Consider the following 24,039-nt stretch of genomic DNA (forward strand, 5'->3'; position numbering starts at 1 on the left):
AACACTATTTTTAAGATAAAATTAAGGGCAATGATAACATTGCCCCTTTTCAATCAATCAATTAACGATTGAAATAACCACATCACGATGGCTCACAACACTTACAACATCGACAAATTCAGCACATCACGCATGTCATAAAGACCTGATTTCTTATCCTTCAGCCATAAAGCTGATTTAACTGCGCCATTTGCAAAGGTCATACGGCTTGAAGCCTTGTGGGTAATCTCTACCCGCTCGCCAATATCTGCAAACATCGCTGTATGTTCACCGACGATGTCACCTGCGCGCACCGTCGCAAAACCGATAGTCTGTGGCTGACGTTCACCCGTATGGCCTTCACGCGTATAGACTGCATGCTCATCCAGTTTCCACTGCATCGCGTCGGCTATTGCCTCCCCCATCGCCAGCGCGGTGCCAGACGGCGCATCTACTTTATGGCGGTGGTGTGCTTCAACGATCTCAATGTCCGCGTACTCGCCCATCACTTTTGCGGCCTTCTCCAGCAGCTTCAGCACCAGGTTAACCCCCACACTGAAGTTCGCGGCGAATACGATAGCGATATCTTCTGCCGCCGTGCGAATGGCCGCCTTGCCTGCCTCATCAAAACCGGTCGTGCCAATGACCATCGCTTTACCCTGCTCACGGCAGATGGCCATATACTCCAGCGTGCCCTCCGGGCGGGTGAAGTCGATTAGCACATCAAAGTCGTTTATCACCGTGCGTAAATCGTCAGCGATGAGAATGCCGTTCTTGCCGATGCCCGCTAATTCACCCGCGTCGCTGCCGGTCAGCGATGAACCCGGGCGTGCCAGAGCTGCACCCAGTTCTACGCCCTCTGCCTGCTGCGTCGCCTTAATCAGATTACGGCCCATTCGGCCCGGCGCGCCCACAATAGCAATCCGGATAGTGTTCATATTTATTCATTCCTAAAACAAAACTATGCATCCAAAGCGTCATCAGGTTAACGACGAGTTAACAGTCACGCCACTATTAATCAGTGATAATAAGAATTTTATGCCAGCCGCCTGTGATTATCAGTAAAAGCAATCACCACCACAAACATTGGCGTTTTAGTCAGACCAGAAAAACAAAAAAGGCCGAACAGAGTCGGCCTTTTTATCAGTTATATCTATGAGTTAATGCACGTTGCGTACTTCGACACGCAGCTCTTTAGGCACTTCGAAGACGATATTTTCTTCACGACCAATCAGCTCAATCGCCGCTTCGCCACCCAGCTCACGCAGCCGCTGGATCACCTGCTGCACCAGAATATCGGGGGCTGAGGCACCCGCGGTAACGCCGATGCAGGCCACGCCTTTTACCCACTCTTCCTGAATATCATCCGCAGAGTCGATCAGCTTCGCAAGTTTACCGGCACGCTGTGCCAGCTCGGCCAGACGGTTAGAGTTCGAGGAGTTCTTCGACCCCACCACCAGCACCACTTCTGCATCTTTCGCCAGAGTGCGAACGGCTTCCTGACGGTTAGTGGTGGCGTAGCAGATATCATCTTTACGCGGCCCGATGATTGCCGGGAAACGCTGACGCAGGGCATCAATGATGTCAGAGGTGTCATCCACCGACAGCGTGGTCTGCGTCATGAAGCTCAGATTGTTTTCGTCTTTGACGGTCAGTCTGAAGACATCTTCCGGGGACTCCACCAGATACATGCCACCATTGGGGTTGTTGTACTGCCCCATGGTGCCCTCGACTTCCGGATGCCCCGCATGACCAATCAGTATTGCTTCCACGCCCTTACGGCTGGCACGCGCCACTTCCATATGCACTTTGGTCACCAGCGGACAGGTAGCGTCGAACAGCATGGTCAGATTGCGCGCTTTAGCTTCGGCACGCACCGCCTGTGAAACACCATGCGCAGAGAAGATCAGAATCGCGTCATCCGGCACTTCACTGATCTCTTCAATGAAGATAGCACCGCGCTCACGCAGGCTGTTCACCACGTAGCGGTTATGCACCACTTCGTGACGGACGTAGATGGGCGCGCCATACATCTCCAGCGCGCGCTCAACAATACTGATGGCGCGATCAACGCCAGCGCAGAAACCGCGCGGATTAGCTAACAGGATTTGCATCGTTCGCCTCCAGTGCCGGATCGATTTCCAGCACCTCTACATCAAACTGAATACGACGACCTGCCAGCGGGTGGTTGAAATCCACGGTGATAGAATCACCGGAGACTTCACGGATCACGCCTGGCATTTCACTGCCGCCCATGCCACTGAACAGCATGATGGCACCCACTTCCGGTTCACCTGCGTCGATAAAGTCCCGACGCGAGAAATATTGGATCAGATCAGGACTGACGCCACCAAAGGCATCTTCCGGTGCCAGAATGAACTGTTTGGTTTCACCCGCTTTCAGCCCCAGCAGTGCCTGCTCAAGTGCTGCAGAGAGGCTGCCATCACCGAGACGGAACAGCGCGGGCTTGCCGTTTGCACGGGTCGATTCCGCCGTCGAGCCATCTTCCAGCTTCAGCGTAAAATGCACCAACACCGCGCTTTCGCGCTGTACGGACTCAGTCATCACTTACCCTTTCTGTTTAGCCTGTTTGCCGTTCGGGCTGAAAAAGCCCTCCAGCACCACCAATGCCGCACCAATACAGATGCCGCAGTCAGCGATATTAAATGTAGCGAAGTGCCAGTTACCGACATAAAAATCGATAAAATCGACCACAAAGCCATGGTATGAGCGGTCAAACAGATTGCCTACCGCGCCGCCGATAATCAGGGCATAGGCAATGTTCGCGATCTTCTGGCTGGCATGATTACGGTACATCATCACGACCAGTGAGATCACGATAGCCAATGCGATGCCCGCAAAGAACCAGCGCTGCCAGCCACCTTTGTCAGCCAGGAAACTGAACGCCGCGCCGTAGTTGTGCGCGTAGAACAGATTCAGGTAGGGCATCAGTGGCTGGGTTTCATGCAGCATCATGTTGTTCATCACCCACTGCTTGCTGGCGAAGTCGACAACAATCACCACCAGCACCAGCCACAGCCAGCGCAATCCGGTTGATAAAATAGGTTTACGCATCAGGCAAATTCACGCTGTTCGCCGTCACCGGCTACGTTACTGTAACAACGACCACAGACCTCAGCATGCTCAGGATTCTGTCCGACGTCAGTAGTGTAATGCCAGCAGCGCTGACATTTCTCGCCTTCCGCCTTGTGCAGCGCGATTTTCAGACCTTTCAGTAGTTCACTCTGCTGCGCTTCGTCGTTCGCCAGGTCGTAATCCGCCACCTGTGCGCCAGAGGTCAGCAGCACAAAGCGCAGTTCATTGCCCAACGCCTGGAGTTTTGCGGCCAGCTCCGGATCAGCATAGAGCGTCACCGTCGCTTCCAGTGCACCACCGATACGTTTATCCGCACGCGCCTGCTCGATCACCTTGTTCACTTCGCCACGCACTTTCAGCAGCTCAGCCCAATAGGCGTCATTCAGCGCTTCATCTTCAGCCAGGCCAAACAGACCCTGATACCACTCTTCGGTGAAGACATACTGCGCACGTTCCCCTGGCAGATAGCCCCAAATCTCATCCGCCGTAAAGGACATGATTGGTGCCATCCAGCGCACCAGCGCTTCGACGATATGCCACAGTGCGGTCTGGCAGCTGCGACGTGCAAGGCCATCGCCTTTCGCGGTGTACTGACGATCCTTGATGATGTCGAGATAGAAGCTGCCCATCTCAATCGAGCAGAACTGCATCAGACGCTGGATCACTTCATGGAAATCGTAGTTCTCATAGGAAGCGACGATATCGGCCTGTGCCGCCTGTGCGCGACCCACTGCCCAGCGATCCACTACGACCATCTCTTCCGGTTTCACCAGATCGGTGGCCGGGTTGAAGCCGCTGAGGTTAGCCAGCAGGAAACGCGCGGTGTTACGGATACGACGGTAGGCATCGGCAGAGCGCTTGAGGATCTCATCGGAAACCGCCATTTCGCCCGAGTAGTCGGTTGAGGCCACCCACAGACGCAGAATATCAGCGCCCAGCTTGTTCATTACATCCTGCGGCGCAACGGTGTTGCCGATCGACTTCGACATCTTGCGGCCCTGACCATCCACGGTGAAACCGTGCGTCAGTACCTGACGATATGGCGCTTTGCCTTTCATCGCCGTAGAGATCATCAGCGAGGACATAAACCAGCCGCGATGCTGATCGGAGCCTTCCAGATAGAGGTCTGGTGCATGTCCGCCAAATTCAGGACGCGCATCCACCACGGAATAGCTGGTAGAACCGGAGTCAAACCAGACATCCAGCGTATCCGGCACTTTAACGTAATGATCGGCGTCGTCGCCCATCAGTTCGCGCGGATCAAGATCCCACCAGGCCTGAATGCCTTCCTGCTCAACGCGCTGCGCCACTTTCTCCATCAGCGCCAGCGTGTCCGGGTGCAGCTCTTCGCTCTCTTTGTGAACGAACAGCGCCATCGGCACGCCCCAGGTACGCTGACGTGAGATACACCAGTCGGGACGGTTCGCCACCATGGATTCGATACGCGCCTGGCCCCAGTCCGGGATCCATTGCACGCCTTTGATCTCTTTCAGCGACTGCGCACGCAGACCTTTCTGATCCATGCTGATGAACCACTGTGGCGTGGCACGGAAGATGATCGGCGTTTTGTGACGCCAGCAGTGCGGGTAGCTGTGCAGCAGTTTCTCAACATGCAGCAGCGCGCCTTTCTCTTTCAGCAGCTCAACGATCATGTCGTTGGCTTTAAAGACGTTAATCCCATCCAGCGTCGGATACGTGCCTGGCAGATAGGTGCCATCCGGTCCGACCGGATTCGCCGTTTCGATGCCATATTTCTGACCGATGACGTAGTCATCCGGACCGTGGCCTGGTGCGGTGTGAACTGCACCGGTACCCGCGTCAAGCGTTACGTGATCGCCCAGCACCACCAGCGACTCCAGCGCCAGGAACGGATGCTGGAATTTCTGCAGCTCCAGCGCAGCGCCTTTGCATTCGCCCAGTACCTGCCATTCGCTGACACCGGCGCGTTTCATGACGCTCTCAACCAGCTCTTTCGCCAGGATCAGGGCACGGCCCTCGATCTGGATCAACTGGTACTCAAATTCAGGATGCAGAGAGATGGCGCGGTTAGCCGGTAATGTCCACGGCGTCGTTGTCCAGATCACCAGTGAGATTGGGCCATTGACCTGTGATACACCAAATGCCTGACGCACCGCGTCGGCATCGATGGCGTTGAACATCACATCAATTGACGGAGAGGTTTTGTCGTAATACTCGACTTCCGCTTCTGCTAAGGCTGAGCGGCAATCCAGACACCAGTGCACCGGCTTCGCGCCTTTATGCAAGTGGCCGTTGCCGATGATTTTACCCAGCGCACGGATGATATTGGCTTCGGTGCCAAAATCCATAGTCAGGTAAGGACGATCCCAGTCGCCCAGCACGCCCAGACGGATAAAGTCTGCCTTCTGGCCTTCAACCTGTTCAGCTGCGTACTTGCGGCACGCGGCACGGAATTCTGCGGCGGTGACTTTCTCGCCTGGCTTGCCGATCATCTGCTCAACTTTGTGTTCAATTGGCAGACCGTGACAGTCCCAGCCCGGCACATACGGCGAGTCATAACCCGCCATGCCTTTCGACTTCACGATAATGTCTTTCAGAATCTTGTTAACAGAGTGACCAATATGAATGCTGCCGTTCGCATACGGAGGGCCATCATGCAGGATAAAGGTTTTTTTCCCTTTTTTGGCTTCGCGGATGATGCCGTACAGGTTGTCGGCATACCAGCGTTGCAACATTCCCGGTTCGCGTTTGGCCAGATCGCCACGCATCGGGAATCCCGTTTCCGGCAAATTCAGGGTAGATTTATAGTCACTCATCAGATTCTCGATTCCGTTTTTCGCTCAGGTTAAAGCAGCCCAAAGAACTGCCGGGCCGTTACCACATCGTTCGCAATTTGTTCTTTCAACGCCTCCAGTGAGGCAAAGCGCTGCTCGTTTCGTATTTTCTGTTTCAGCACCACATCAATGTGACGACCATAGAGATCCATATTGATGTCGAGCAGGTGAACTTCAAGCTGCTGGCGTAAACCTTTTACGGTCGGACGGGTACCGATATTGGCGACACCCGGCAGTGGCTCAGGCGTCAGCCCCTGCACCTCCACCGCATAGACCCCTTTCACCGGTGAGACGCTGCGGCGTAAAGGAAGGTTCGCAGTGGGGAAACCCAGCGTGCGTCCCAGTGCATCACCGTGCACGACGCGGCCGGAAATGGTGAAAGGATGACCTAACAGCGACTGCGCCAGCGCTAAATCATCTGCGGCCAGCGCCTGACGCACGGCTGTGCTGCTGATTCGCTTCCCGCCGTCACAGAAGGTTTCGGTGCTCACGACCTCAAAACCATACTCCGCACCTGCTTTCTGTAATAACAGGAAATCCCCCTGGCGACCAGCGCCGAAGCGGAAATCATCGCCGACTGCGAGGTACTTTACGTCCAGCTTGTCGACCAGCAGGTCACTGATAAAACGCTGGGCGGACAGCGCTGCAAAGCGACGGTCAAACCGCACACACAGCACTTTATCGACGCCGGCTTCCGCCATGTAGCGCAATTTTTCACGCAGGCGCGTCAGGCGTGCCGGGGCTTTATCACCGGCAAACAGCTCCAGCGGCTGTGGCTCAAACACCATGACCACGACCGGCAGATGACGCTTACGTCCCTCTTCACACAGCCGGGACATCAGCGCCTGATGCCCGCGGTGTACGCCATCGAAATTACCAATGGTCAGAACGCAGCCGCGATGCTGCTCGTTAAGATTATGAATACCGCGGATAAACTTCATGGCTGGCCCAAACCGGTGGAAATCGGCGGATTATACCCTTGAAAGCGACTCAGGTTAACCCGTCAGCACGCCTTTCATGCTTCAGGCGCTGCATTTCCTGTTGCAGATGCGTCTGTTAAGAATTTTGTCGCGAAATACTGTATTCAGTGAGGGGAAGCTGGTAGAATCTTGCGCCATCAAATACGTAACCGAGTGCTGCTCACAGAGCGACGCTTATTTGCACAAATCCATTGACAAAATCAGGTTAGAAGGGCATAGTCCTCGGCCTTTGATTTGTCTCTATAGAACACATTTGGGAGTTGGACCTTGGCTAATATCAAATCAGCTAAGAAACGCGCCGTAACATCTGAGAAACGCCGCAAGCACAACGCTAGCCGCCGCTCAATGATGCGTACCTTCGTTAAGAAAGTATACGCGGCGATCGCTTCAGGCGACAAAGCTGCTGCGCAGAACGCATTCAATGAAATGCAACCACTCGTGGATCGTCAGGCCGCTAAAGGTCTGATCCACAAAAACAAAGCTGCACGTTATAAATCAAACCTGACTGCACAGATCAACAAACTGGCTTAATCGCCCGTTGTTCATCGCTTTGTTGAAAAAGCCGGCTTACGCCGGTTTTTTTTCGTCTGTACTCTGGTGAGGGAAGAGTGCGCTGAAGTCAGCCTGACAGAGACGCTGCACCGCCGGATGCTGAATCATCCGCTCGGAGAAGAGTATGTGATACTCCTCTGAAACGGCATCAAGCCGAGCAACTTCATAAATCCCCTCCTGCTGACAACCGTCCAGCGCTGCTGCTACAAAAATTGCCTTCTGACGCGCACCAAATGCGTGCATCAGCGCCGCATCATCAAACTCACCCAGAATCTCCACCTGCAGCCCCTGAGTCGTGATCCAGTTAAGGATTCTACGCCCCAGCATTGAGCGGCGACCCGGAATGAGGAGTGGGTATGTCTCCAGACAGCCCGGAAAAGAGTAATCGGTAATCGGCTGAGCGGACCAGAAACTGATCGGGCACTCCCCCAGCTTTACCGAAAACAGCCCTTCCTGCTGGGTGGGATCGATGGAGCAGTCAGAAATAATCATATCCAGCTTATGCTGACTGAGTTGCTCCAGCAGCATTTCGTGGGTCGATTCAAAACAGCGCAGATGGATTTTCTCCTCTGCCGCCACCGCCGTCTCCAGCACCTTGCTGACCCGTTGCTTTGAGAGGGCATCTGCCACCCCCACATCCAGCAGCAGATGAGACTCTTTGCGGTAGTTAACGATATCCAGCATCTCCTGACCCAGCATAAACATGCGGTCAGCGTAGCGGAACACCAACTGCCCCAGTTCAGTCGGCACCAGACCTCTTCCCTGACGCCGGAACAGCTTACCCTGCAGGCGCTCTTCCAGCACCTTAATCTGCCCGGTAATGGTCTGAGGCGTCAGTGAGAGCGCTTCAGCTGCACCCGCTATCGAGCCCGCGCGACAGGCGTGCCAGAAATAGTAAAGATGATTGTAATTAATGTGACTCATTGAAAAGAAGGAGGCTTTCGCCTCCTCTCCATTACCGCAATTTGATCCGCAACAGGGTGTATCCAATCACGGCGGATAGCAGAGAACCGGTCAGAATCCCCAGTTTAGAAAACGTCACCAGCTGCTCATGGGCTGCGTCAAAGGCCAGTGAACTGATGAATATCGACATCGTGAAGCCGATACCACACAGTACGCCGATCGCCATGATATCGCGGATAGTGGTGCCAGCAGGTAATACCGCCAGCTTTAACCTGACTGCCAGCCAGCAGAACAGGGTTATGCCCAATGGTTTACCGATTAACAGGCCAAAGATGATGCCTGACGGTTCAGGCGAAAGGATATTGCTCAGCGTAATACCCGCGAGCGAAATACCAGCATTGGCGAAGGCAAACAGTGGCAGAATCAGCCAGTTCACCCATGGCATCAGGCCGTGTGCCAGATGCTCCGATGGCGAATGCCCCTCTCGCTTTTCCAGCGGCACAAAGAAGCCCACGATAACACCGGCCAGCGTTGCATGGACGCCCGACTTAAGCACGGCGGTCCAGAGCACAATGCCAACCAGAATATAGATGGAGATTTTACGGACGTTAAAGTAATTCAGCAGGGCCAGCACCAAAATCGCCGCTGCCGCCACGCCCAGAGAGAGCACCGACAGACCGCTGGTATAGAACAGGGCGATAATCACAATCGCCCCCAGGTCATCGATAATCGCCAGTGCCATCAGAAAAACTTTCAGCGCAGCAGGAACACGGCTGCCGAGCAGGGCCAGTACGCCCAGTGCAAAAGCGATATCCGTTGCCGTGGGAATGGCCCAGCCATTGCGGGCAATCTCATCACCATGGTTGAAAGCCAGGAAGATAAGGGCAGGCAGCGCCATGCCACCTAATGCTGCGATGACAGGAAAGATCGCTTTTTCGCGGCTTGCCAGTTCGCCGACCATCAGCTCACGCTTTACTTCCAGTCCTATTAGCAGGAAAAACAGCGCCATCAGCGCATCGTTTATCCATAACAGCAGATTTTTGCTGATATCCAGCGCACCAAAGCGGATCTGAACAGGTTCATTTAGCAACGCCTGGTAGCCACCGGCGGTCTCAGCTGTATTGGCGAGAATCATGGCTGCCACTGCCGCCAGAATGAGTATCATGCCGTTACTGGCGTCACTTTCAATGAAGCTCTTGAAGAGGTTTCTGAGTTTACGAGGCTTATTCAACGTTTATCTTCCTGATCGGCGATAGAAAGTGAATAAGTGTAACGACTCACATAGATCGTTAAAAGCAGCTTATACCAGGCCTTTACTTCGCTTTTACCGAGCCGTTGCTGGAGACAGGCACTCCCGCCTGCTATACAGTCTGTATGCGTAACGGCTTATAAACGGCAAAAAAAACGGAGCCTGAGGCTCCGTTTATCCCTTACCCTTTAGCGGGTGAGATCATCAAAGAATTTTTTCACACCGTCGAAGAAGCTCTTGGAGCGCGGGCTGTTGTGCTCACCGCTTGGGCCGCCAAAACTCTCTTCGAGTTCACGCAACAGCGCCTTCTGTTTCTCATTCAGGCTGACCGGTGTCTCCACCACGACACGACATAACAGGTCGCCGACTGCGCCGCCACGTACTGATTTGACGCCACGTCCGCGCATGCGGAACAGCTTGCCGGTCTGGGTTTCTGACGGCACTTTCAGCTTCACGCGACCATCCAGTGTCGGCACTTCAATCTCGCCGCCCAGCGCCGCCATCGCAAAGTTGATTGGCACTTCGCAGTAGAGATTGTTCTCTTCACGCTCGAAGATCGGGTGTTTCTTCACCGATACCTGAACATAGAGATCGCCGGCTGGTGCGCCCTGCTCACCGGCTTCACCTTCACCACTCAGACGAATACGGTCACCGGTGTCCACCCCAGCCGGGATTTTCACTGACAGCGTCTTCGACTTCTCAACGCGGCCATGACCATGACAGGCATTGCACGGGTCTTTAATCACCGAGCCGCGACCATGACAGGTCGGACAGGCCTGCTGTACGGTGAAGAAGCCCTGGCGCATCTGCACCTGGCCTGCTCCATGACAGGTTGAACAGGTTTGTGGCTGCGTTCCCGCTTTCGCGCCGCTGCCGTGGCAGACATCACACTCTTCCAGGGTTGGAATGCGGATCTCTTTGGTCACGCCGCGTACCGCTTCTTCCAGCGACAGCTCCATGTTGTAGCGTAAATCGGCGCCACGTGAGGCGCGCTGACGGCGTCCACCACCAAAGATGTCACCGAATACGTCGCCAAAGATATCGCTGAAGTCTGCACCGCCGCCGCCAAAGCCGCCGCCGCCGAATCCACCGCCACCCATGCCACCCTGTTCAAAGGCTGCATGACCATACTGATCGTAGGCCGCACGCTTCTGCGCATCGGTCAGGATTTCGTAGGCTTCCTTGACCTCTTTGAATTTAGCTTCGGCTTCTTTGTCACCGGGATTGCGGTCCGGGTGAAATTTCATTGCCAGGCGTTTATAAGCCTTTTTGATTTCACGCTCGTCCGCGGATTTGGCGACGCCTAAAATCTCGTAGTAATCACTCTTCGCCATGTTTTTTTAGCCCTTAACATGATCGCACGGGCGTGGAGAGATCTCCTACGCCCGTGCTGGTTTCAACGGCTGTCAGGCCAACCGTCGCGCCCGGTCAGGGGCAATTATTTCTTGTTGTCTTTCACTTCTTCGAATTCAGCATCGACAACGTCGTCATCTTTCTTCGCTGACGCGTCACCGGCATCCGCTGCACCCGCCTGAGACTGCTGTGCTGCTTCCATCAGTTTGCCAGACACTTCCATCAGCGCCTGCATTTTGGCGTCGATTTCCGCTTTGTCTTCGCCTTTCAGCGCAGTTTCCAGCGCGGTCAGAGCGGCTTCGATTGGCGCTTTGTCATCAGCTGACAGTTTGTCGCCTGCTTCGTCCAGCTGCTTACGCGTGCTGTGGGCAATCTGGTCACCCTGGTTACGCGTCTGTACCAGCTCTTCGAACTTGCGGTCCGATTCAGCGTTCGCTTCTGCATCACGCACCATTTTCTGGATCTCTTCATCGCTCAGGCCTGAAGAGGCTTTGATGGTGATCTTCTGCTCTTTACCGCTGTTCTTGTCTTTCGCCGATACATGCAGGATACCATCCGCATCGATGTCGAAGGTGACTTCGATCTGTGGCATACCGCGTGGCGCATTCTGGATACCGTCGAGGTTGAACTGACCCAGTGACTTGTTGTCATTGGCGCGTTTACGCTCACCCTGCAGCACATGAATGGTCACCGCTGACTGGTTATCTTCAGCCGTCGAGAAGACCTGGCTGTGCTTGGTTGGGATGGTGGTGTTCTTGCTGATCAGCGACGTCATCACGCCACCCATGGTTTCGATACCCAGTGACAGTGGGGTTACGTCCAGCAGCAGCACGTCTTTCACGTCGCCACCCAGTACACCACCCTGAACCGCAGCACCAACGGCAACAGCTTCGTCCGGGTTCACGTCTTTACGTGGCTCTTTGCCGAAGAATTCAGTTACTTTTGCCTGAACCAGTGGCATACGAGTCTGACCACCGACCAGGATAACGTCGTTGATGTCTGATACAGACAGGCCCGCATCCTGCAGCGCAACTTTCAGAGGCGCGATTGAGCGTGCAACCAGATCTTCAACCAGTGACTCCAGTTTAGAGCGGGTCACTTTGATGTTCAGGTGCTTAGGACCGGTCGCATCTGCCGTAATGTATGGCAGGTTAACGTCGGTCTGCTGTGCAGAAGAAAGTTCGATTTTCGCTTTCTCTGCCGCTTCTTTCAGACGCTGCATCGCCAGTGGATCATTGTGCAGATCGATGCCCTGGTCTTTCTTGAATTCAGCAACCAGATAGTTAATCAGGCGGCTGTCGAAGTCTTCACCACCCAGGTGGGTGTCACCGTTGGTTGCCAGAACTTCAAAGGTCTTTTCGCCGTCAACTTCGTCGATCTCAATGATTGAGATATCGAAGGTACCGCCACCCAGGTCATAAACCGCGATGGTGCGGTTGCCCTGGCCTTTGTCCAGACCGTATGCCAGTGCTGCAGCAGTCGGTTCGTTAATGATACGTTTGACTTCCAGACCCGCGATACGGCCGGCATCTTTGGTCGCCTGACGCTGCGCATCGTTGAAGTAGGCCGGTACGGTAATAACCGCTTCGGTCACTGGCTCACCGAGGTAATCTTCGGCGGTCTTTTTCATTTTTTTCAGCACTTCAGCAGAGATCTGCGGTGGTGCCATTCTCTGGCCTTTCACTTCCAGCCATGCGTCGCCATTGTCAGCGCCGGTGATTTTGTACGGCATGATTTTAATATCACGCTGCACTTCTTCGTCCTGGAAGCGACGACCGATCAGACGCTTAATTGCGAACAGGGTATTCTGCGGGTTGGTCACTGCCTGACGTTTAGCCGGTTGACCGACCAGAATTTCGCCATCCTGTGTATACGCAATAATTGAAGGCGTGGTGCGATCGCCCTCGGCATTTTCCAGCACGCGTGCTTTAGTGCCATCCATGATCGCAACACAAGAGTTGGTTGTACCCAGGTCAATACCAATAATCTTACCCATCTAAACATCTCCCACTTAAATTCGTTGCCAATTTGGGTTGTGAACCTTTTATGTGGGCGGGTTGTTTGCATTCAACCTGCCAGCACATGCTTTTTTTCCAACATTCACAACGCTCGATGACAAGTAAATGGGGCCGCTTCGATGCGCATCAAGGGCTAAACCAAAAAAAATTTTTCTACCTCTGGCCCTGCCGGGATCAAAGAACACGGTTACCCCGCTGAATATGATGCGTCGCCTTGCTCCTTTCTGTGAGCAGGCTGAAGTCCTTTTATTTCATTAACAATCATCTTACTGCCGAGGAACTATGGCGAATTCAACGCTGGCTAATCCTGCCCCGCTGGGCTTAATGGGATTTGGCATGACAACAATTTTGCTGAACCTGCACAACACGGGTCTGTTTGACATGGACGTGGCAATTTTAGCGATGGGGATTTTTTATGGCGGGATCGCACAGGTGCTGGCCGGTCTGCTGGAGTTTAAAAAGAACAACACCTTTGGGCTGACCGCCTTTACCTCTTACGGCATGTTCTGGTTAAGCTTTGTGGCGATTTTGCTGTTACCGCAGATGGGTCTGGCGAAAGCGCCTGATGAACGCTTTCTGGGTGCCTGGCTGGCACTCTGGGGCATCTTCACACTGTTTATGTTCGTGGGCACGCTGAAAGGTGCGCGGATGCTGCAGTTTGTCTTTGGCTCACTCACTCTGCTGTTTTTGCTGCTGGCCGTGGCTCACCTTATGCACCTGCCTTCGCTGGAGGTGTCTGCGGGATGGGTCGGCATACTTTGTGGTGCCAGCGCCTGCTATCTTGCAATGGGTGAAGTGCTTAACGAAACCTTTGGCCGCACGCTTCTGCCGATTGGCGCAAAGGCGCATTAAGTCTGAAAAAGACGCGGAGTCTGGCTCCGCGTCATCCCCTTACAACGACTTAATCTCCTGATGCAGGCCTGGCTCGTGGCTGACATCGCGCCGCAGCCAGATCCCGGTCAGCAATCCTACCAGCGCCAGCGCCATCACATACCAGCACGGCCCCATCACGGAGACATTCATCAGCAGCGACACAAAGATCGGGGTCAGCCCGCCAAAGATGGCATAGGAAAGGTTGTAGGAAAACGAGAGGCCGGTAAAACGCACCTCTGCCGGGAAGGCGCGCACCATCACAAAGGGCACGACGCCGACAATACCGACGCTCAGGCCCGCCATGCCATAGAGCAGAAAGAGTTGCTGCGGATAGAGGGCAGTCAGGTGATAGAACTGCCAGCTACAGAGTGCCAGCAGCAGGCTGCCGACACATAACGTACGGCTGGCACCAAAGCGATCGACAGCGAGTCCGGCAACAATGCAGCCGATGCAGAGCATCACGGTGGCGATACTGTTGGCCTGCAGGGTCAGCGCGGGTGCGATGCTCAGCTGCTTCTGCAGCCAGACCGGCGACATCAGAATCACGACCACGATGCAGGCGGAGAGCAGCCAGGTCAGCAGCATGGAGATCACAACCGACTTTTTATGCTCCGCCAGCACCGTCTTCAGCGGCAGGGTTTCAGCCAGCGCTTTACGCTGCTGCATCTCAACAAACACCGGCGTCTCATGCAGCCAGCGCCGCAGGTACATTGCGAGCAGACCAAACACGCCACCGAGGAAGAACGGAATACGCCAGCCGCCGTCATGTATTGCCTGCTGCGACATCGAGGTATTGACCAGCGTCGCCACCAGCGACCCCAGTAAAATGCCGATGGTCAGCCCGGCCGTCAGCGTGCCGCAGGCGATGCCGATACGTTTATAGGGCACGTGCTCAGCAACAAACACCCACGCTCCTGGCACTTCACCGCCAATCGCCGCGCCCTGCAGCATCCGCATCAGCAGCATCAGCAGTGGCGCAGCAATGCCAATCGTCTGCCAGGTAGGTAAAGCGCCCATCATGAGGGTTGGCAGCGCCATCAGCAGAATACTCAGGCTGAACATCTTTTTGCGCCCGAGCTTGTCGCCAAAATGCGCCATTATGATGCCGCCCAGTGGACGAGCCAGATAGCCTGCGGCAAAAATGGCAAACGTCTGCAACTGACGCAGCCATTCCGGGATATCTGAGGGGAAAAAGAGTTCGCCAATCACGGTGGCGAAGAAGACAAAGATGATGAAGTCGTAAAATTCCAGCGCGCCGCCCAGCGCGGCCAGCGCCAGGGTTTTGTAATCCTTACCAGTCAGACGCTGCGTGTGAGTCGGATTCATAATAGTCCAGAGGCAAAAGAGATGCGTTTGTAAAGATACCCTTACTATATCGTCAATCATTTGCCACACCAGCAGGACTGTAGCTTATGCCTGAAATGGGGAATATTTAGTTATTTATCTCACGTATCGCGCTTTTAGGCCGAAAAGCTGCTACGACACCGGGGTGCGTCTCAACGTAAGGCCCTTCCAGCAGCTGTAAACAATAAGGTACAGAAGCAAAGATACCGTGCACTTTTACGTTGCCCAACTCATCCTTCAGCCCTTCCAGCGTCTCTTTGATCGACTTTGGCTGACCGGGCAGATTGAGGATCAGCGACTGTTTGCGGATCACCCCGACCTGACGCGACAGAATTGCGGTCGGCACGAACTGCAGGCTGATCTGACGCATCTGCTCGCCAAAGCCAGGCATTTCCCGATCGGCAACCGCTAAGGTGGCGTCGGGCGTGACATCGCGTCGGGCCGGACCGGTGCCGCCGGTGGTTAACACCAGATGGCAAAAACGTTCATCGACCAGTTCGCAAATTGCGTGCTCAATCATCGGCTGCTCGTCCGGTACCAGCCGGGATTCAATCTCAAACGGGCTGCTGATTGCGCTACCAAGCCAGCTCTCCAGCGCGGGAATCCCCTGATCCTGATAGATGCCGTTCGCGGCGCGATCGGAGACCGAAATCAGGCCAATGCGTAATGTATTCATGATGAGCTTCGCTGTGATTTACCGCGGTGCGGTGGAGTAAAAGAGGAATAGCAGAAAGGATAATATAAAGTGAAAGGGTCGGAAAAGAGAAAACCGTGGCAGCCCGCGCCGCCACGGTCAGCAGATTACAGCAGTTCTGCCAGCATCTTCTCAAGTTTGCCCTGATCAACGGCAAAGTTGCGGATACCTTCTGCCAGCTTCGCCACTGCCATGGGATCCTGGTTGTGCTGCCACAGGAACTCAGACTCGGTCATGCGGGCCGGACGCGCTTTCACTTCGCCGCTGTAGCTCAGTTTACGCTCCAGGGTGCCTTCGCTCTCTGCCAGCTCTTTCAGCAGCGCAGGCGAAATAGTCAGACGGTCACAGCCGGCCAGCTCGATGATTTCGCCGACGTTACGGAAGCTCGCGCCCATCACCACGGTTTCATAACCGTGCTGCTTGTAGTAGTTGTAGATCTCAGAGACTGAAACCACGCCTGGATCTTCGTGCGCGGCATACTCTTTCTTATCGGTGTTGGCTTTGTACCAGTCGAGGATACGCCCCACAAACGGAGAGATCAGGAATACGCCGGCTTCGGCACAGGCACGCGCCTGAGCAAAGGAGAACAGCAGCGTCAGGTTACAGTTGATACCCTCTTTTTCCAGCTGCTCTGCAGCACGGATGCCCTGCCAGGTAGAGGCCAGTTTGATCAGGATGCGATCATTGCTGATACCGGCATCATTGTAGAGTTTGATCAGGCTGCGGGCTTTTGCGATGCTGCCTTCGGTGTCGTAAGAGAGACGCGCATCGACTTCAGTCGAGATACGGCCTGGGATCAGCTTCAGGATTTCCAGACCAATGTTTACGGCCAGCTTGTCAGAAACCAGCTGCAGTTGCTCTTCTTTGTTGCTGCTCTGCTCACGCGCCCAGCCAATCGCTTCATCGATCAGTTTACGGTATTCAGGAATTTGTGCGGCGTTAAGAATCAGAGAAGGGTTGGTGGTAGCGTCCTGCGGCTGATACAGCTTCATGGCTGCGATATCACCGGTGTCAGCGACGACGGTGGTGAGCTGACGCAGGGAGGTAAGTTTGTCCGTCATGTTCTTTTCTCTTAGTTAACTATCAGTGTGAAAAAAGGCTGTTGCGATAATATCACGCGCCAACGGTCGCGCAAGGTCAGGGAATGCCGTTTACGATAGCGCGAACAAATAGGTGTGATTCGTCATTCTTTCCGGCTTTTTTGGTACACTGCAGAGCCTGATAAGCAGCCAATGCCCTGTTAAACCAGGCATTAACCGAGGAAGCAACAATGTTGATGGTGATCTCTCCTGCCAAGACGCTCGATTATGAAAGCCCGCTGGCGACCACGCGTTTCACCCAGCCTGCGCTGTTAGAAAAATCACAACAGCTAATTGAGATTGCGCGCGAGCTGTCACCCGCCAGCATCGCCTCATTAATGGGCATCAGCGACAAACTGGCGCACCTCAATGCCGAACGATTTAACAGCTGGCACCCCGATTTTTCTCCGCAGAATGCCCGTCAGGCCATTCTGGCGTTCAAAGGTGATGTCTACACAGGTCTGCAGGCTGAAACCTTCAGTGATGAGGATTTCAATTTTGCTCAGCAGCATCTGCGTATGCTGTCAGGTCTGTATGGCGTGCTGCGTCCGCTCGACCTCATGCAGCCTTACCGACTGGAGATGGGCATTCGCCTGGCCAATCCGGCGGGCAAAGATCTCTACACCTTCTGGGGCGATGTTATCACTGAAACACTGAATACCGCGCTGGCGGAACAGGGTGATGAGGTTCTGATTAACCTCGCCTCGGACGAATATTTTAGAGCCGTTAAGCCGAAGAAGCTGAAGGCACAAATGATTAAGCCGGTCTTCCTCGACGAGAAAAATGGCAGCTACAAAGTCATCAGCTTCTACGCCAAAAAGGCGCGCGGCCTGATGAGTCGCTATGTGATTCAGCAGCGCCTGACAAAGCCGGAGCAGCTTAAGGCGTTTGATCTGGATGGTTATGGTTTTGATGCAGCCAGCAGCAGTGAAAGCGAGCTGGTCTTTAAGCGCGCGGAGCAGTAATACCCCGCGCGTAATGTACTCTTTGCAAATGGGCTTCCCGCCGGGAAGCCATTTACAGAACTACTTCAGCAGGAACGCCCGCAGTGAGGCGAAGTCCGCCTTCATCTTGTGCGACAGGAGCGGCAGGTCAGCGCGCTCCGCTAACTCTGGTGGCAGTGTCAGAGTCTGTTCAAGAATCGCTTCCACGCTTTCGCGGAATTTCGCAGGGTGCGCGGTACCGAGGAACACACCATATTCCCCTTCCTGCAGCTGATCGCGCAGCAGACGCCAGGCGATGGCGGCATGCGGCTCGGAAACGTAGCCAATCTCAGCCAGTTCACGCATTGCGGCGCGCGTGGTCTCATCAGAGACCGCACCACAGGCGAGATCGGTTAAGCGCCAGGTTTTACGGCGGAACAGCTCTTCCACACGCGGCCAGTTGTTCGGCTGGCTGACATCCATCGCATTCGACAGGGTCGCGACCGTCAGGTTAGGCTGCCATTCGCCGTTGCCAAGGAAGCGCGGCACCGTGTCATTGGCGTTAGTGGCGGCGATAAAGCGTTTGATCGGCAGACCCAGCGATTTCGCCAGCAGACCTGCCGTCAAATCGCCAAAGTTGCCGCTTGGCACAGAAACCACCAGCTGATTACGTTTTTCCTGCGGCAGCTGCGCGACTGCTTCAAAGTAGTAGCAGATCTGCGCAAGCAGGCGGCTGATGTTAATAGAGTTCGCCGAGTTCAGACCGATTGTCTTTTTCAGCTCTTCATCATCAAACGCCTGTTTGACCAGCGACTGGCAGGCATCAAAATCACCGTCGATAGCGATGGTTTGGATGTTGCCACCCAGGGTACAGAAGAGTTTCTCCTGTAGCGGACTGATTTTTCCCTGCGGATAGAGGATCACCACGCGCACGTTCTTCATGCCGTAGAAGGCGTGCGCCACGGCCGCGCCGGTATCACCGGAGGTGGCGGTCAGAATGGTGATCTGCTCATCTGAGCCTGAGACATATGACAGCATCTGCGCCATGAAACGGCCACCGAAGTCTTTAAACGCCAGCGTCGGACCGTGGAACAGCTCCAGACAGGCGATATCTTCGCTGACCTGTTTCACCGGGGCCGGAAAAGCAAAAGCGGCTTTAACACGCTCATGCAGCTGATGGGCCGGAATCTCGTCACCAATGAAAGCCGAGAGAATTTTGCTGCTGCGGCTGACAAAATCCATCTCCAGCATCGCGTCGATGTCGGTCAGTTCAAACTCTGGCAGTTCCAGCGGAAAGAACAGACCCTGCTGCGATCCCAGACCCTGTTTCACCGCCTGGGCGAAGCTGACCTGCTCGTTGTGATCCTTAAGATTGTAGAGTTTCATGCGTTATCCCAATTGTCGTGCGCCAGCCGTGTCGAGACGGCAGATATGGACGAAGCCTTCATCATTCTGCAGATAGTGCTGGCTCAGCCAGTCAGCCATCCGCTGTGCCGTTTCCATTTGATTGCAAACGGCGAAAAGTGTCGGACCAGAGCCGGAGATACCGCACGCCAGTGCGCCAATCTCTTTCGCGGCCTGCCGCGCCTCGGCGAAGCCTGGCAGCAGCCGGGTCCGGTAAGGTTCGGCAATCACATCCTGCATAAGTTTAGCGGCCAGCTGCGGCTGACGCGTATGACAGGCGTGAATGAAGCCGGCCAGCAGCCGGCCATGTTTGATACAGTCTTCTTTGCGGTATTGCGCCGGTAAAATGGCGCGCGCTTCGGCAGTCGACACTTTAATGCCTGGGTAGGCCATCACCCACAGCCAGTCGTCAAAGCCTGGCACCGCCTGGCTGATGATGTCATTCTCCTGAAGCATCAGCTGAATGCCGCCGAGGAAGCAGGGCGCGACATTATCATAATGTACGCTGCCGGAGATTCGCCCTTCCAGCTCACCCATCAGCGTCAGTAGCGTGCTGTCACTGAGTGGCTTGCCGCAGAATTCGTTCATTGCCATCAGACCTGCCACCACCGAGCAGGCGCTGGAGCCCAGACCGGAGCCGATAGGCATATTCTTCTCCAGGGTCATCGCCACCGGGATCTCTTTGCCAATCGCCTCGCAGAAACGCTGCCAGCACTGATAAACGATATTCTCTTTAGGATCGGCGGGCAGCTTACTGACAAAACGTCCGGCGTTGGTCAGTGAAAATTGTTCTGCCGCTTCAACGGAGACGCAGTCACCCAGCAGGGAGCCATCTACCGGCGAAACCGCCGCGCCCAGCACATCGAAGCCGACGCTGACGTTACCAATCGAGGCCGGTGCGTAAATTTTTACCATGATTAAACTCCCAACTTCCATGACAGCGTGCGCAGCAGGTCGGCAAAAACACCGGCCGCTGTGACATCATTTCCTGCACCGTATCCACGCAGCACCAGCGGAATTGGCTGATAGTAGCGGCTGTAAAACGCCAGCGCATTTTCGCCGTTTTTTACTTTATAGAGCGGATCGTTGCCGTCAACGGCGTCGATCTTCACTTTGCAGACACCGCCCTCTTCAATCACGCCCACGTAGCGCAGCACTTTGCCCTCATTCTGTGCCTGTGCGACGCGGTCGGCAAAGGCGTTATCCAGCTCAGGCAGACGCTGCATAAACTGCTCCACGTCCTGAATGTCGACCAGGCTGGCGGGCAACAGCGGCTCAATCTCAATATCACTCAGCTCCAGCTGATGGCCTGCTTCGCGTGCCAGGATCAGCAACTTACGCGCCACATCAGTGCCAGCGAGATCGTCACGCGGATCGGGCTCGGTGAAGCCCATCTCACGCGCCATGTTAGTGGCTTGCGACAGCGAGATCCCTTCGTCCAGCTTGCCGAAGATGAACGACAGCGATCCCGAAAGGATACCGGAGAAGCGCAGCAGTTCATCACCCGCGTTCATCAGGTTCTGCAGGTTTTCGATGACCGGCAGTCCGGCACCGACGTTGGTATCATAAAGAAATTTACGTCGTGATTTGGCGGCGGCGGCGCGCATCTGCTGATAGTAATTCCAGGAGGAGGTATTCGCCTTTTTGTTCGGCGTTACCACGTGGAAGCCTTCGCTGAGGAAATCCGCGTACTGATCGGCAACGGCCTGGCTGGAGGTACAATCCACAATCACCGGGTTAAGCAGGTGATACTCTTTCACCAGACGGGTCAGGCGTCCGAGATTGAACGGCTCTTTCGCTTCGGCGAGTGCCGCCTGCCAGTTGCTTAAATCGATGCCGTGGACATTCGTTAACAGCGCATGCGAGTTGGCGATGCCGCAGACCCGCAGGTCGATATGCTTCTGCTTCAGCCACGCCTGCTGGCGATGTAACTGATCCAGCAGCGCACCGCCGACGCCGCCGACGCCCACCACAAAAACTTCGATAACCTGATCGGTGGCGAACAGCATCTGATGCACCACGCGCACCCCGGTGATCACTTCGTCATTATTCACCACCACCGAAATGGAGCGCTCAGAGGAGCCCTGCGCAATCGCCACGATATTGATATTCGCACGTGCCAGCGCCGAGAAGAATTTTGCTGAGATGCCACGCAGGGTACGCATGCCATCCCCCACCACCGAAATCACCGCGAGGTTTTCAATGATACCCAGCGGATCCAGCAGGCCATCTTTCAGCTCAAGATAGAACTCTTCTTCCAGCACGTGACGCGCCCGCGCCAGCTCGCTCTGCGGCACGCAGAAGCTGATGCTGTATTCAGACGAGGATTGGGTGATCAGCACCACGGAAATGCCAGTGCGCGACATCGCCGCAAAGACTCTGGCCGCCATTCCGACCATCCCTTTCATGCCGGGACCGGAGACGTTAACCATCGCCATGTTATTCAGGTTGGTGATGCCTTTCACCGGATTTTCATCCTGCTCGCCTTCTGCCCCAATCAGGGTGCCGGGCGCCTGCGGATTGGCGGTGTTTTTGATCAGGCACGGGATCTGGAACTGCGCGATGGGCGCAATGGTGCGGGGATGCAGCACCTTGGCCCCGAAATAGGAGAGCTCCATCGCCTCCTGATAGGACATCGATTTCAGCAGGCGCGCATCCGGCACCTGACGCGGATCGCAGGTATAGACGCCATCCACATCGGTCCAGATTTCGCAGCAGTCGGCGCGCAGACAGGCGGCCAGCACAGCCGCTGAATAATCAGAGCCATTGCGGCCCAGCACCACCAGCTCACCGCGCTCGTTGCCGGCGGTAAAGCCCGCCATCAGGATCATGTTCTGCGGCGGGATTTGGCTCGCTTCAATACGGCGGGTTGATTCAGGGATATCGACAGTGGATTCGAGGTAGTGGCCGACCGCCAGCAATTTCTCAACCGGATCAATCACGCTGACCTCATGACCGCGCGCCTGTAGCAGCGCTTCCATGATTGCAATCGAGAGTTTTTCACCACGACAGATAATCGCTGCGTTGACGCTGTCCGGGCACTGCCCCAGCAGGCTGATGCCGTGCAGTACCTGCTTCAGCTGCGCAAACTCCAGGTCCACGCGGGTTTTCAGTCGATCAAACTCAAAGCCCGGCTGCGCGGCTGCCAGCCCCTGCAGCAGCTCGCTGAAGATGCGTTCGGCGTCGCTGATATTCGGCAAAGCGTCCTGACCACTGATAGTTTTTTCAATCATCGCCACCAGATGGTTAGTGATCTTCGCAGGTGCAGAGAGCACGGTTGCAACCTGTCCTTGTTGCGCATTGCTTTCCAGAATGTCAGCGACGCGAAGAAAACGCTCCGCATTCGCTACCGAGGTCCCGCCGAATTTCAGCACTCGCATAATATTAACTCTCCTGAATTTAAGCCGAAAAAAAAGCCCGCACTGTTTAGGTGCGGGCTTTTTTTCTGTTTTTCCTGTATGCGTCAGCCCGCACCGTTACCTGAGGTAATGGTGGTGGTAATAATTGTGGTGTTCAGGCTGATTTTACGCATTTAGATTTATTTTCTGTCTGTTTTTGTCTGTCCGTCTTGCTTCCAGAAGTAAAGCAAAGCGCACATTAAGTCAACCCGATTTGTCTGGCGGATAGATTTCCACCACTGCGCACAGCCTCCGGTCAAACCGCAAAACACTGTTCGATCGTTTGCAATGCAGAAATTTCCTGCGATCTGTTGCTGTAAAATCAGCTTTTTGCCGAGGATTTATCTGTGAGTTTTTTTTCAATATCGTGCAGCAGACGATGCAGCATCGCGCTGTCACGCTGTTCCAGCAGACCCACTCGCTGATCGATCCAGTCTGAGAGCTTCTCATCATCACTGACGTCGAGTTGCGCCAGCAGCTGATGGAAACGCTGACGCAGCGCCTGCAGCTGCTGCCCGTCGGCAACGGACGCTACCGGCGCTTCGACCTGATTCAGCTTCGATAGCTGATAGCAGTAAACCATCACTGCCTGACCGAGATTCAGTGAGGGATAATCATTTGCCATCGGGATGCCGGTCAGCAGATCGACCTGCTCCAGCTCCTCGTTGGTCAGCCCGCTATCTTCGCGGCCAAACACCAGCGCCATACTGTTGACCCACTGACGCTTTTCCAGCAGTTGCGTTTCAACCTGCTCTGGTGTGGCGTAATAACGGAACTTTGCCCGGCTGCGTGCCGTCGTCGCGACCGAAAAATCGATATCCGCTAATGCCTCGGTCAGGGTAGCAAAGGTCTGAACATTATCGAGGATCTCACCTGCGCCATGGGCTACCCGCCGCGCTGCCGGATCCTGCCAGGCGTCGCTGGCAACGATGCGCAGCTGGCTGAACCCCATGGTTTTCATGGCACGCGCCGCAGCGCCGATATTTTCTGGCCGCGCGGGCGAGACGAGAATCAGGGGAAAAAGCATATTTATTCCATTGGTCCATTTACATAACGCCATATTAACATGGCTGTTAATGATTCAGTTGTCAGAAGGTAATAAGAAAATCGGGTGTTAACAATGTTAAAACCAGTAAAAAGTGATGTCCTGAATATTTTTATCGCCGAAACCCGCCTTATTAAAGAAATCGTTATTAATATATTTAACTTCAAAGAGATAGAATGTGATTACCAACTGGTTTCATTTTGGGTCACAAGCGTAATAAATGTAACGTAAATGATGCTTTTTGTGAGCTAAACAGGCAATCTGCGAGAAGTTTTTCACAAAAGTGTTAACGTGCTACAATTGCATTTGATATAAGTCAACGAAGCGTTGTTTTTA

At 54.6% G+C, this 24,039-nt stretch carries 21 protein-coding genes and 1 other annotated feature; of the genes, 3 read left to right on the forward strand and 18 right to left on the reverse strand.

The annotated features are described in order from the left end of the window. Nucleotides 1-101: 101 nt before the first annotated feature. The 6 genes from dapB to ribF all read right to left on the reverse strand — a co-directional run bounded on the left by dapB (nucleotide 102) and on the right by ribF (nucleotide 6,829). Nucleotides 102-917 carry a 4-hydroxy-tetrahydrodipicolinate reductase gene (gene dapB, locus F3I20_RS17015; RefSeq protein ID WP_150010879.1) on the reverse strand — a complete coding sequence of 272 codons (816 nt, stop codon included), beginning with the start codon at nucleotides 915-917 and terminating at the stop codon, nucleotides 102-104. A gap of 222 nt (nucleotides 918-1,139) precedes the next feature. Beyond that, nucleotides 1,140-2,093 carry a 4-hydroxy-3-methylbut-2-enyl diphosphate reductase gene (gene ispH / locus F3I20_RS17020; RefSeq protein ID WP_150010881.1) on the reverse strand — a complete coding sequence of 318 codons (954 nt, stop codon included), beginning with the start codon at nucleotides 2,091-2,093 and terminating at the stop codon, nucleotides 1,140-1,142. Further along, nucleotides 2,074-2,544: an FKBP-type peptidyl-prolyl cis-trans isomerase gene (fkpB, locus tag F3I20_RS17025; protein WP_150037634.1), complete on the reverse strand. Its 471-nt coding sequence runs from the start codon at nucleotides 2,542-2,544 to the stop codon at nucleotides 2,074-2,076. The genes ispH and fkpB overlap by 20 nt, the downstream gene beginning before the upstream one ends. A 3-nt stretch (nucleotides 2,545-2,547) precedes the next feature. After that, a complete protein-coding gene (gene lspA / locus F3I20_RS17030) occupies nucleotides 2,548-3,054 on the reverse strand; it encodes a signal peptidase II (RefSeq protein WP_150010885.1) in 507 nt (168 codons plus the stop codon). Beyond that, nucleotides 3,054-5,870, reverse strand: a complete 2,817-nt coding sequence (gene ileS / locus F3I20_RS17035; protein WP_150037633.1) for an isoleucine--tRNA ligase — start codon at nucleotides 5,868-5,870, stop codon at nucleotides 3,054-3,056. Before ileS ends, lspA begins: the two co-directional genes overlap by 1 nt. A 29-nt stretch (nucleotides 5,871-5,899) precedes the next feature. Next, a complete protein-coding gene (gene ribF / locus F3I20_RS17040; protein WP_150010889.1) occupies nucleotides 5,900-6,829 on the reverse strand; it encodes a bifunctional riboflavin kinase/FAD synthetase in 930 nt (309 codons plus the stop codon). 306 nt (nucleotides 6,830-7,135) lie between these two features. Between ribF and rpsT the strand changes: the two genes are divergently transcribed. Next, complete coding sequence (gene rpsT, locus F3I20_RS17045) at nucleotides 7,136-7,399, forward strand: 30S ribosomal protein S20 (RefSeq protein ID WP_008925553.1); 264 nt, start codon at nucleotides 7,136-7,138, stop codon at nucleotides 7,397-7,399. 36 nt (nucleotides 7,400-7,435) lie between these two features. Here rpsT and nhaR read toward each other — a convergent pair whose 3' ends face one another. The 4 genes from nhaR to dnaK all read right to left on the reverse strand — a co-directional run bounded on the left by nhaR (nucleotide 7,436) and on the right by dnaK (nucleotide 12,921). Then, nucleotides 7,436-8,344, reverse strand: coding sequence for a transcriptional activator NhaR (gene nhaR, locus F3I20_RS17050; protein ID WP_150010891.1), 909 nt, complete (start codon nucleotides 8,342-8,344; stop codon nucleotides 7,436-7,438). Nucleotides 8,345-8,375: 31 nt separating this feature from the next. Further along, on the reverse strand, nucleotides 8,376-9,554 hold the full coding sequence (gene nhaA / locus F3I20_RS17055; RefSeq protein ID WP_150010893.1) for a Na+/H+ antiporter NhaA: 1,179 nt from the start codon (nucleotides 9,552-9,554) through the stop codon (nucleotides 8,376-8,378). 206 nt (nucleotides 9,555-9,760) lie between these two features. Further along, complete coding sequence (gene dnaJ, locus F3I20_RS17060; protein WP_135910149.1) at nucleotides 9,761-10,906, reverse strand: molecular chaperone DnaJ; 1,146 nt, start codon at nucleotides 10,904-10,906, stop codon at nucleotides 9,761-9,763. 104 nt (nucleotides 10,907-11,010) lie between these two features. Further along, nucleotides 11,011-12,921, reverse strand: a complete 1,911-nt coding sequence (gene dnaK, locus F3I20_RS17065) for a molecular chaperone DnaK (RefSeq protein WP_150010895.1) — start codon at nucleotides 12,919-12,921, stop codon at nucleotides 11,011-11,013. A 304-nt stretch (nucleotides 12,922-13,225) separates the two neighbouring features. Between dnaK and satP the strand changes: the two genes are divergently transcribed. Further along, a complete protein-coding gene (gene satP, locus F3I20_RS17070) occupies nucleotides 13,226-13,795 on the forward strand; it encodes an acetate uptake transporter (RefSeq protein WP_150010897.1) in 570 nt (189 codons plus the stop codon). Between the two features lie 39 nt (nucleotides 13,796-13,834). Here the strand turns inward: satP and F3I20_RS17075 are convergent, their stop codons facing one another. The 3 genes from F3I20_RS17075 to tal all read right to left on the reverse strand — a co-directional run bounded on the left by F3I20_RS17075 (nucleotide 13,835) and on the right by tal (nucleotide 16,915). Next, entirely contained in the window at nucleotides 13,835-15,142 is a 1,308-nt protein-coding gene (locus F3I20_RS17075) for an MFS transporter (protein WP_150037632.1), read from the reverse strand. A gap of 106 nt (nucleotides 15,143-15,248) precedes the next feature. Beyond that, entirely contained in the window at nucleotides 15,249-15,836 is a 588-nt protein-coding gene (gene mog, locus F3I20_RS17080; protein WP_150037631.1) for a molybdopterin adenylyltransferase, read from the reverse strand. 125 nt (nucleotides 15,837-15,961) lie between these two features. After that, nucleotides 15,962-16,915: a transaldolase gene (gene tal, locus F3I20_RS17085; RefSeq protein WP_013356716.1), complete on the reverse strand. Its 954-nt coding sequence runs from the start codon at nucleotides 16,913-16,915 to the stop codon at nucleotides 15,962-15,964. 209 nt (nucleotides 16,916-17,124) lie between these two features. Here tal and yaaA point away from each other — a divergent pair, with 209 nt between their 5' ends. After that, complete coding sequence (gene yaaA / locus F3I20_RS17090; RefSeq protein ID WP_150010903.1) at nucleotides 17,125-17,898, forward strand: peroxide stress protein YaaA; 774 nt, start codon at nucleotides 17,125-17,127, stop codon at nucleotides 17,896-17,898. 60 nt (nucleotides 17,899-17,958) lie between these two features. Here yaaA and thrC read toward each other — a convergent pair whose 3' ends face one another. From thrC to F3I20_RS17115, 5 genes are all read right to left on the reverse strand, one after another. Further along, a complete protein-coding gene (gene thrC / locus F3I20_RS17095; RefSeq protein WP_150010905.1) occupies nucleotides 17,959-19,242 on the reverse strand; it encodes a threonine synthase in 1,284 nt (427 codons plus the stop codon). Between the two features lie 3 nt (nucleotides 19,243-19,245). Beyond that, nucleotides 19,246-20,175, reverse strand: a complete 930-nt coding sequence (gene thrB / locus F3I20_RS17100; protein ID WP_013356712.1) for a homoserine kinase — start codon at nucleotides 20,173-20,175, stop codon at nucleotides 19,246-19,248. Between the two features lie 2 nt (nucleotides 20,176-20,177). Beyond that, nucleotides 20,178-22,640: a bifunctional aspartate kinase/homoserine dehydrogenase I gene (thrA, locus tag F3I20_RS17105; protein ID WP_150037630.1), complete on the reverse strand. Its 2,463-nt coding sequence runs from the start codon at nucleotides 22,638-22,640 to the stop codon at nucleotides 20,178-20,180. 26 nt (nucleotides 22,641-22,666) lie between these two features. After that, nucleotides 22,667-22,785: a sequence feature (Thr leader region), on the reverse strand. Beyond that, nucleotides 22,724-22,792, reverse strand: coding sequence for a thr operon leader peptide (thrL, locus tag F3I20_RS17110; protein WP_071822204.1), 69 nt, complete (start codon nucleotides 22,790-22,792; stop codon nucleotides 22,724-22,726). (Overlaps the previous feature by 62 nt.) Before the next feature lie 188 nt (nucleotides 22,793-22,980). Next, nucleotides 22,981-23,685 carry a tRNA/rRNA methyltransferase gene (locus F3I20_RS17115; protein ID WP_150010909.1) on the reverse strand — a complete coding sequence of 235 codons (705 nt, stop codon included), beginning with the start codon at nucleotides 23,683-23,685 and terminating at the stop codon, nucleotides 22,981-22,983. Between the last annotated feature and the right edge of the window lie 354 nt (nucleotides 23,686-24,039).

Source organism: Candidatus Pantoea gossypiicola (genome assembly GCF_008632075.1).
GTDB lineage: Bacteria > Pseudomonadota > Gammaproteobacteria > Enterobacterales > Enterobacteriaceae > Pantoea > Pantoea gossypiicola.

Coding starts and splice junctions, on each gene's coding strand:
- fkpB (WP_150037634.1), bottom strand. CDS start 2,544: ATGACTGAGTCCGTACAGCGCGAAAGCGCGGTGTTGGTGCATTTTACG.
- ileS (WP_150037633.1), bottom strand. CDS start 5,870: ATGAGTGACTATAAATCTACCCTGAATTTGCCGGAAACGGGATTCCCG.
- dnaK (WP_150010895.1), bottom strand. CDS start 12,921: ATGGGTAAGATTATTGGTATTGACCTGGGTACAACCAACTCTTGTGTT.
- yaaA (WP_150010903.1), top strand. CDS start 17,125: ATGTTGATGGTGATCTCTCCTGCCAAGACGCTCGATTATGAAAGCCCG.
- mog (WP_150037631.1), bottom strand. CDS start 15,836: ATGAATACATTACGCATTGGCCTGATTTCGGTCTCCGATCGCGCCGCG.
- thrA (WP_150037630.1), bottom strand. CDS start 22,640: ATGCGAGTGCTGAAATTCGGCGGGACCTCGGTAGCGAATGCGGAGCGT.
- dapB (WP_150010879.1), bottom strand. CDS start 917: ATGAACACTATCCGGATTGCTATTGTGGGCGCGCCGGGCCGAATGGGC.
- thrC (WP_150010905.1), bottom strand. CDS start 19,242: ATGAAACTCTACAATCTTAAGGATCACAACGAGCAGGTCAGCTTCGCC.
- nhaR (WP_150010891.1), bottom strand. CDS start 8,344: ATGAGTCACATTAATTACAATCATCTTTACTATTTCTGGCACGCCTGT.
- F3I20_RS17115 (WP_150010909.1), bottom strand. CDS start 23,685: ATGCTTTTTCCCCTGATTCTCGTCTCGCCCGCGCGGCCAGAAAATATC.
- thrB (WP_013356712.1), bottom strand. CDS start 20,175: ATGGTAAAAATTTACGCACCGGCCTCGATTGGTAACGTCAGCGTCGGC.
- dnaJ (WP_135910149.1), bottom strand. CDS start 10,906: ATGGCGAAGAGTGATTACTACGAGATTTTAGGCGTCGCCAAATCCGCG.
- ribF (WP_150010889.1), bottom strand. CDS start 6,829: ATGAAGTTTATCCGCGGTATTCATAATCTTAACGAGCAGCATCGCGGC.
- ispH (WP_150010881.1), bottom strand. CDS start 2,093: ATGCAAATCCTGTTAGCTAATCCGCGCGGTTTCTGCGCTGGCGTTGAT.
- tal (WP_013356716.1), bottom strand. CDS start 16,915: ATGACGGACAAACTTACCTCCCTGCGTCAGCTCACCACCGTCGTCGCT.
- lspA (WP_150010885.1), bottom strand. CDS start 3,054: ATGCGTAAACCTATTTTATCAACCGGATTGCGCTGGCTGTGGCTGGTG.
- satP (WP_150010897.1), top strand. CDS start 13,226: ATGGCGAATTCAACGCTGGCTAATCCTGCCCCGCTGGGCTTAATGGGA.
- F3I20_RS17075 (WP_150037632.1), bottom strand. CDS start 15,142: ATGAATCCGACTCACACGCAGCGTCTGACTGGTAAGGATTACAAAACC.